The sequence below is a fragment of the Microbacterium sp. zg.Y909 genome, assembly GCF_024626565.1.
Genome location: NZ_JANJFJ010000219.1, coordinates 1 through 7234, shown reverse-complemented (window position 1 = coordinate 7234; position 7234 = coordinate 1). Strand labels below are relative to the sequence as shown.

The window sequence follows — 7234 nt, the reverse complement described above, 5'->3', positions numbered from 1 at the left end:
TTTTGGCTTACGATCACCCTATGCCCCACAAGAAACGGACGACCAGTGGCGTGCTCGGGGGACTCCTGGGCCTGGTCGGGCTCAGCACCGTCGCCGGCATCCTGGTCACCGCCACGGTCACCCCCGCCATCGCTGTTTCGGGGTACGCCGCGAGCAACGCGATCTCGATGTTCGACAACATGCCGAGCTACCTCGAGATCGACGACCTCATGGAGTCCACCGAGATCTACGCCAGGGCGAGCGACGGCACGCCCCAGCTTCTCGCGCGGTTCTACGACCAGAACCGGGTGCCGCTGGAGTTCGATCAGATCAACCCGCTCGTCTACGACGCCGTGCTCTCCAGCGAGGACAAGAACTTCTACAAGCACGGCGGCGTCGACCTCGCCGGCACCATGAGCGCCGTGCTCGCCAACGTGCGCGGCACCTCCAGCCGCGGCGGCTCGTCGATCAGCCAGCAGTACGTCAAGAACATCCTCGTGCAGCGATGCGAAGAGGATGCCACGACCGAAGAAGAGAAGCAGGCCTGCTACTGGGAGGCCACGAACTCCGACATCGGCGAGGGCGGCCTGCAGCGCAAGCTGCAGGAGATGCGCTTCGCCATCCAGCTCGAGAAGACGTACACGAAGGACGAGATCCTTCTCGGCTACCTCAACATCGTCAACTTCGGCGGGCAGAACTACGGCATCGGCGCCGCATCGAAGTACTACTTCGGGGTGGATGCCGCGAACCTCACCCTCAGCCAGGCCGCGACCCTCGCCGGAATGGTGCAGGAACCCAACGGCTACCGCATCGACCGCCCCGACAACGAGTCCAACGGCGCCGCCAACGGCTACGCAAAGACGCTCGAGCGGCGCGACTACGTGCTGTGGCGCATGCTGACCGACGGCAAGATCACGCAGGAGGAGTACGACGCGGCCAAGGCCGAGCCGATCACTCCGCAGATCACCCCGACCGATCAGGGTTGCCAGATGGCCGGTCGATCGGCATATTTCTGCGACTACGTGCGCACGATCGTGGAGAACGACCCCGTCTTCGGCGAGACCCCCGACGAGCGCAAACAGAACCTGCGTCGTGGCGGCTACCGCATCTACACCACGATCGACATGGACCTGCAGCGCGCCGCGGAGGAGGCCCTCTCGATCGTCCCCGCCACTATGGAGGGCATCGAACTCGGCTCGACCGCCGTGCAGATCGAGGTCGGCACCGGACGCGTGCTCTCGATGGCGCAGAACACCCTGTACTCGCAGTCGGCGGCGCAGCTCGAATCCGACCGCTCGTACTCCTCGATCAACTTCAACACCCGCAAGACCAACGGCGGGTCCAGCGGCTTCAACGTCGGCTCCACCTACAAGGTGTTCACGCTGCTCGACTGGCTCGAAAAGGGTCACTCGATCAACGAGGTACTCAACGGCACCGAGCGCACGTTCAAGATCGACCGGGGCTGCGAGGGCGGCGTGAAGACGTTCTCCGGTTCGGAGATCGGTAACTTCGAGAACTCCCGCGGATACACCAGCACCCCGTACCAGTTCACCGCCGACTCGCTGAACACCGGCTTCTTCGCCATGGCCGAGAAGCTCACCGTATGCGACGTCAACAAGGTGGCGGACCGGCTGGGCGTGACCCTCGCGGACGGGCACACGACGTACGAGCCGGATGCCGACTATCCATACCTCAATGAGCCCTACTCGATCCTCGGCTCGATGAACATCGCCCCGATCGATATGGCGAACGTCTACGCCACGATCGCCTCCGGCGGCACCTACTGCCAGCCGAAGGCCATCGATGAGGTCACCGACTCGGCCGGCAACCCGCTGCCGCTGCCCGAGACCACCTGCTCGCGCGTGCTCGACGAGTCGGTGGCGAACACTGCCGCCCACGTCCTGCAGAACGTGCTGGCGTCCGGCTCGGCGACGCCGTCGCGCACGTTCGACGGCACCCCGCTCATCGGCAAGACCGGCATCCACCAGCAGTTCCAGACGTGGATGATCGGCAGCTCGACCAAGGTCGCCAGTGCCACCTGGGTGGGCAATGTCATCGGCGAGGCGCAGCTGAACCGCCTCTGGGCGAACGGCTACCCGCTGTGGCGCATGCGCCACGCGATCTGGCCCGACCTGCAGCGTGCCGCCAACGCCAAGTACGGCGGCGACCAGTTCCCCGGACCCGACTCCAACCTGACGCGGCGTATCTACGCGGATCTGCCGAATGTGGTCGGCATGACGGTCGACGAGGCCATATCGGTGATCGAAGACGCCGGCTTCGCGGTGCGTGTCAACGACCCGGTGGACGGCGCCGAGCCCGCCGGCACGATCATCAGTCAGGATCCGGGTGCCGGGCGCGTACCGGGGGGGACGACCGTGGTCCTCACCCCCAGCAACGGCGAGGCCGTCACGGTGCCGACCGTCGCCGGCATGACGATGGACAAGGCGCGCGACGCATTGCGCAGCGCCGGCTTCACCGCGATCACGCTGTGCCCAGCCGATGAGGACGAGGAAGAGCCGCCCACTGTGACGGGCACCGATCCCGCCCCGGGCACCGTGGCCGCACGCACTACCCCGATCACCCTCAGCTGTGGCTGACCGGCACCGATCGCCCCGCCCCGCCCTCACCGCCCTCGCGGCGGTGGGGGGGCTGGGTGCGGCTGCGGCCGTCTGGGGCATCGGCATCGAACGGCACCTGTACACCGTCCGTCGGCACGATGTGGCAGTGCTCCCCCCGGGAGCGAGACCGGTGCGCATCCTGCACATCTCCGATGCCCACATGGCCCCCTGGCAGCGGCGCAAGCAGCGCTGGATCGGGTCGCTCGCAGCCCTCGAGCCCGACCTCGTCGTGAACACCGGCGACAACCTCGGGCACGGCGAGGGCCTGCGCGGCATCCGCGAAGCGCTCGCCCCCTTCGCGGGTGTGCCCGGTGTCTTCGTGCACGGGTCCAACGACCGCTTCGAACCCTCCCCCCGCAACCCGCTGCGCTACTTCAGCGGACCGTCCTCGCGCAAGCCCAAGGCGACGCCCATCGACACCGACGCCCTGGACCGCTTCCTCGGCGAGGAGCTCGGCTGGGCAGACCTCAACAACGCGGCGACGCAGCTGCAGGTCGGCGGGCTGCGCGTGCGCGCCTACGGCGTGAGCGACGCGCACCGGGACTGGGACGACCTCGACGCCGTGGATGCCGCGCTCGTCGGCATGCCCAAGGCCGACCTCGACCTCGGAGTCACCCACGCCCCGTATCGTCGCGTCCTGGACGACTTCACCGCGCGCGGGGCCGATCTGCTGCTGGCGGGCCACACCCACGGCGGCCAGGTGCGCATTCCCGGATCGCCCGCGGCGCTCGTGGCCAATTGCGACATCCCCCTCCGCCAAGCGCGAGGGCTGAGCGCGTGGACCAGCGGCGGGCGGCGGGTGCCGCTGAACGTCAGCGCCGGCATCGGCCACTCGATCTACGCCCCCGTGCGTTTCGGGTGCCGTCCCGAGGCGACGCTGCTGACCCTGGTGCCGCGAGAGTGACGCGGTTCGGAGCATGCCCGCGGATCGGGTAAGCTAGGGGGGTTGCTCCGGGGTGTGGCGCAGCTTGGTAGCGCGCGTCGTTCGGGACGACGAGGCCGCAGGTTCAAATCCTGTCACCCCGACCACAGAAGGGCTCCACCATCAGGTGGAGCCCTTCGTGTAGGACGACCGCGAGAGAGCCAGGAGCCCACCCCATGCCCATCCCCCGCCTGATCGCCTTCGACCTCGACGACACCCTGGCGCCCTCCAAGAGCGCGATCGCGCCGCGCATGGGCGCGCTGCTGGTGGCCTTGGCGGAGCGGGTCGAGGTCGCGATCATCTCGGGTGGACAGCTGCAGCAGTTCCAGGTGCAGGTCGTGGAGAACCTCCCCGCGGCATCCCCCGCTGTCGTGGCTGCCCTGCACCTCATGCCGACCTGCGGCACTCAGTACTACCGGCTGTCCGACGCCGGCATCGAGACGGTGTACGCGCACCGGCTCACCGACGACGAGAAGACCCGGGCGCTGGCCGCGGTCGAGCAGGAGGCCCGCCGCCTCGGGCTGTGGGAGAGCGAGACCTGGGGCGACATCCTCGAGGACCGCGGCTCGCAGATCACCTTCTCGGCACTCGGACAGTCCGCTCCCCTGCACGCCAAGGTCGCGTGGGACCCCACCGGTTCGAAGAAGAACGCCCTGCGCGAGGCGGTCGCTGCGCGCATCCCCGACCTCGAGGTGCGCTCGGGCGGGTCGACGTCGGTGGACATCACCCACCGCGGCATCGACAAGGCGTACGGCATGCGTCAGCTGTCAGACCAGACCGGCATCGCCCTGGACGACATGCTGTTCGTGGGCGACCGCCTCGACCCCGACGGCAACGACTACCCCGTGCTCGCCATGGGCGTCACGTGCCACGCTGTCGAGGGGTGGGAGGACACCGCGACGTTCCTGGAGTCCCTCATCCCGACGCTCCCCGTTCGGGTGTAGTTCGTCTCGCCTCACGGCGCCTGCCGGCCGCGGGATGCGCACAGCGGGCCACAGGCCCGGTTCGGTGACTGCTGCGGGTGCCCGTACCGATCGCAGCCGCCCCAGCCGTTCCCAACTCCTCAAAATCGGCACCGAGCGGCACAGGAGCCTACGAGCGACCCCCGCAGCGGCCGTTCTTGAGGAGTTACGCGCGCGGACCGGCCCGGACGCCCCCGCCCCCGGACGCCCCGGACTGGTCGCGGATGCCTCCCTCGAGGCTCGCACCATTCCAGGCCACCCCGAAGCCGGACCGAGCGGTGCGAAGCCAGCTGCCGAACCTGCCGCAACTCCTCAAAAACCGCACCGGGCGCGCCCGAAACGCAAGAACGGCCCCCGCGGGGACCGTTCTTGAGGAGTTACGACCGGGGCAGCCGGGCCGGCAGGCTCAGCCCTGGGCCGCCACCCGCTGCGGCCGCACCGAGCGGGACTGCTGCCCGATCGGCGTCAGCCGCTGCAGCTGCGTCACGTGCCGCGGCTCGAGCTCCTCGATGCTCGACACTCCGAGGAGGGCCATCGTGCGCTCGATCTCGGTGCGGAGGATCTCGATCGTGCGGTCGACGCCTGCCCGGCCACCGGCCATGAGGCCGTACAGGTAGGCACGGCCGATGAGGGTGAACTTCGCCCCCAGCGCCATCGAGGCCACGATGTCGGCACCGTTCATGATGCCGGTGTCGATCATCACGGTGGCGTCGTTGCCGACCTCGCGCACGACCTGCGGCAGCAGGTGGAACGGTATCGGGGCGCGGTCCAGCTGGCGGCCGCCGTGGTTAGACAGGATGATGCCGTCGACGCCCAGGTCGATCAGCCGCTTGCTGTCGGCGACGTTCTGCACGCCCTTGACGACGATCTTGCCGGGCCAGATGCTGCGGATGTACTCGAGGTCGTCGTAGCTGATCGTCGGGTCCATCGCCGCGTTGAGCAGCTCGCCAACGGTGCCGCCGGTGGTCGACAGCGACGCGAACTCGAGCTTCGGGGTGGTGAGGAAGTCGATCCACCACCACGGCCGCGGGATCGCGTTGATGATGGTTCCGACGGTCAGCTGCGGCGGAATCGAGAACCCATTGCGCTTGTCGCGCAGGCGCGCCCCGGCGATGGGGGTGTCGACGGTGAACATGAGGGTGTCGAACCCGGCCGCGGCCGCCCGGGCGACCAGCCCGTACGAGATGTCGCGGTCGCGCATGACGTACAGCTGGAACCAGTTGCGCCCGTGGGGGTTGGTCGCCTTCACGTCTTCGATCGAGGTCGTCCCGAGGGTCGAAAGGGTGAACGGGATGCCGGCGGCGGCCGCGGCACCGGCTCCCGCGGTCTCTCCCTCGGTCTGCATGAGGCGCGTGAAGCCGGTGGGAGCGATGCCGAAAGGCAGCGCCGAGCGGCCGCCGAGGATCTCCACCGACGTGTCGACGTGCTCCGCGGGGCGCAGCACGTCGGGGTGGAACTCGATGTCCTCGAACGCCTGCCGGGCGCGCGCGAGCGACAGCTCGCCCTCGGCCGCGCCGTCGGTGTAGTCGAACGCCGCCTTCGGCGTGCGACGCTTGGCGATCTTCTGCAGGTCGCCGATCGTCAGCGCTGCGTCGAGGCGACGCTTGGTGCCGTTGAGTTCGGGCTTTTTGAACTGCATCAGCTCGAGCAGTTCGGTGGGCTTGGGGAGTTGACGCTTGACCATGCGTGGCCTCTCGATCAGGGGGCGTAGTAGCCGGAGATGTGCTGTGGGATGAGGGCGCGCGCGCGTTCGGCGTCGCCCGCGTCGATGGCTGCGAGGATCTCGTGGTGCTGGTGTCGCAGCCGCGCGGAGGCGGCGTCCCAGTCGGCGACACGGCCGGCGATCTCTGCGGTGTACGACTCGATCGACGAGCGCAGGCCCGCCATGGTCGCCGCGACGACGCTGTTTCCCGATGCCGCGGCCAGCGCGTAGTGGAACTGGGCGTCCAGGGCCAGGAACTCGTCCGGCGGCAGCGGGGCGGCATCCATCGCCTCGACGGTCTCGCGCACTGCGGACAGATCAGGGTCGGGGGCTGCGGCGAGGGTCGCCACGACCCACTCCTCCACGAACAGACGCGTCGCGACGACATCCTCGATCGGGAAGCCCTGCGCGGCGACCTGCAGACGCAGGAAGGCCGACATGCCCCCGGTGGGCGACGAGATGACGATGGCGCCGGCAGACGGGCCGGAGCCGGTCCCGGTGCGGATGAGCCCCATCACCTCGAGAACGCGCAGTGCCTCGCGGACGCTCGACCGCCCGACGCCCAGCTGCGAGACCAGATCGCGCTCCGAGGGCAGGCGATCACCGGGGCCGAGTCGCCCCTCCAGAAGGTCGGTCTCGATCTTGTCCAGCACGACCTTCCAGGCGCGTGCGGGTGGAGCGGTGCTGTCCGTCATCGGCGCGGTCCCCTTCGTCGTGGCCTGACCACAATACGCCGCGTGGTCTGACCAGGCAACCCGGCGTCAGCCGTCGAGGCGCCCGCCAGACTCGCGCAGGTAGCACTCCGCGCACATCGACTCGTAGGTCACGCGCTCCGTCGTCAGTTCGTCGATGGCCACCTGGTCACCGTCGAACACGAAGCGTCCACCGACCAGGCGCGCGTTGAACAGCGCCTTGCGCCCGCACCGGCAGATGGTCTTGAGCTCCTCGAGCGAATGCGCGAGCTCCATGAGCCGCGCCGAGCCGGGAAAGGCGTGGGTGCGGAAGTCGGTGCGGATGCCGTAGGCGAGCACCGGCACCCCCTCGAGCACGA

The 7234-nt window shown here is 68.9% G+C and carries 5 protein-coding genes, 1 tRNA gene and 1 pseudogene; 4 read left to right on the top strand and 3 right to left on the bottom strand.

The features are described from left to right. Positions 1-20 precede the first annotated feature (20 nt). The 4 genes from NQ160_RS15010 to NQ160_RS14995 all read left to right on the top strand — a co-directional run bounded on the left by NQ160_RS15010 (position 21) and on the right by NQ160_RS14995 (position 4463). Positions 21-2576, top strand: coding sequence for a transglycosylase domain-containing protein (locus NQ160_RS15010; protein WP_257515999.1), 2556 nt, complete (start codon positions 21-23; stop codon positions 2574-2576). Continuing rightward, entirely contained in the window at positions 2569-3501 is a 933-nt protein-coding gene (locus NQ160_RS15005; RefSeq protein ID WP_257515998.1) for a metallophosphoesterase, read from the top strand. Before NQ160_RS15010 ends, NQ160_RS15005 begins: the two co-directional genes overlap by 8 nt. Positions 3502-3549: 48 nt before the next feature. Beyond that, positions 3550-3626, top strand: a tRNA-Pro gene (locus NQ160_RS15000). Positions 3627-3695: 69 nt separating this feature from the next. Continuing rightward, positions 3696-4463 (top strand): HAD-IIB family hydrolase, encoded by a 768-nt coding sequence (locus NQ160_RS14995; protein WP_257515997.1) that lies wholly within the window; start codon positions 3696-3698, stop codon positions 4461-4463. Between the two features lie 424 nt (positions 4464-4887). Here NQ160_RS14995 and NQ160_RS14990 read toward each other — a convergent pair whose 3' ends face one another. The 3 genes and pseudogenes from NQ160_RS14990 to NQ160_RS14980 all read right to left on the bottom strand — a co-directional run. Next, the gene (locus tag NQ160_RS14990; RefSeq protein ID WP_257514828.1) at positions 4888-6165 is read right to left on the bottom strand and encodes an alpha-hydroxy acid oxidase; all 1278 of its coding nucleotides are present in this window, start codon (positions 6163-6165) and stop codon (positions 4888-4890) included. A 14-nt stretch (positions 6166-6179) separates the two neighbouring features. Beyond that, on the bottom strand, positions 6180-6878 hold the full coding sequence (locus NQ160_RS14985) for a FadR/GntR family transcriptional regulator (protein ID WP_257515996.1): 699 nt from the start codon (positions 6876-6878) through the stop codon (positions 6180-6182). A 66-nt stretch (positions 6879-6944) separates the two neighbouring features. Further along, positions 6945-7234, bottom strand: a pseudogene (locus tag NQ160_RS14980) (thymidine kinase); the annotation flags it as partial.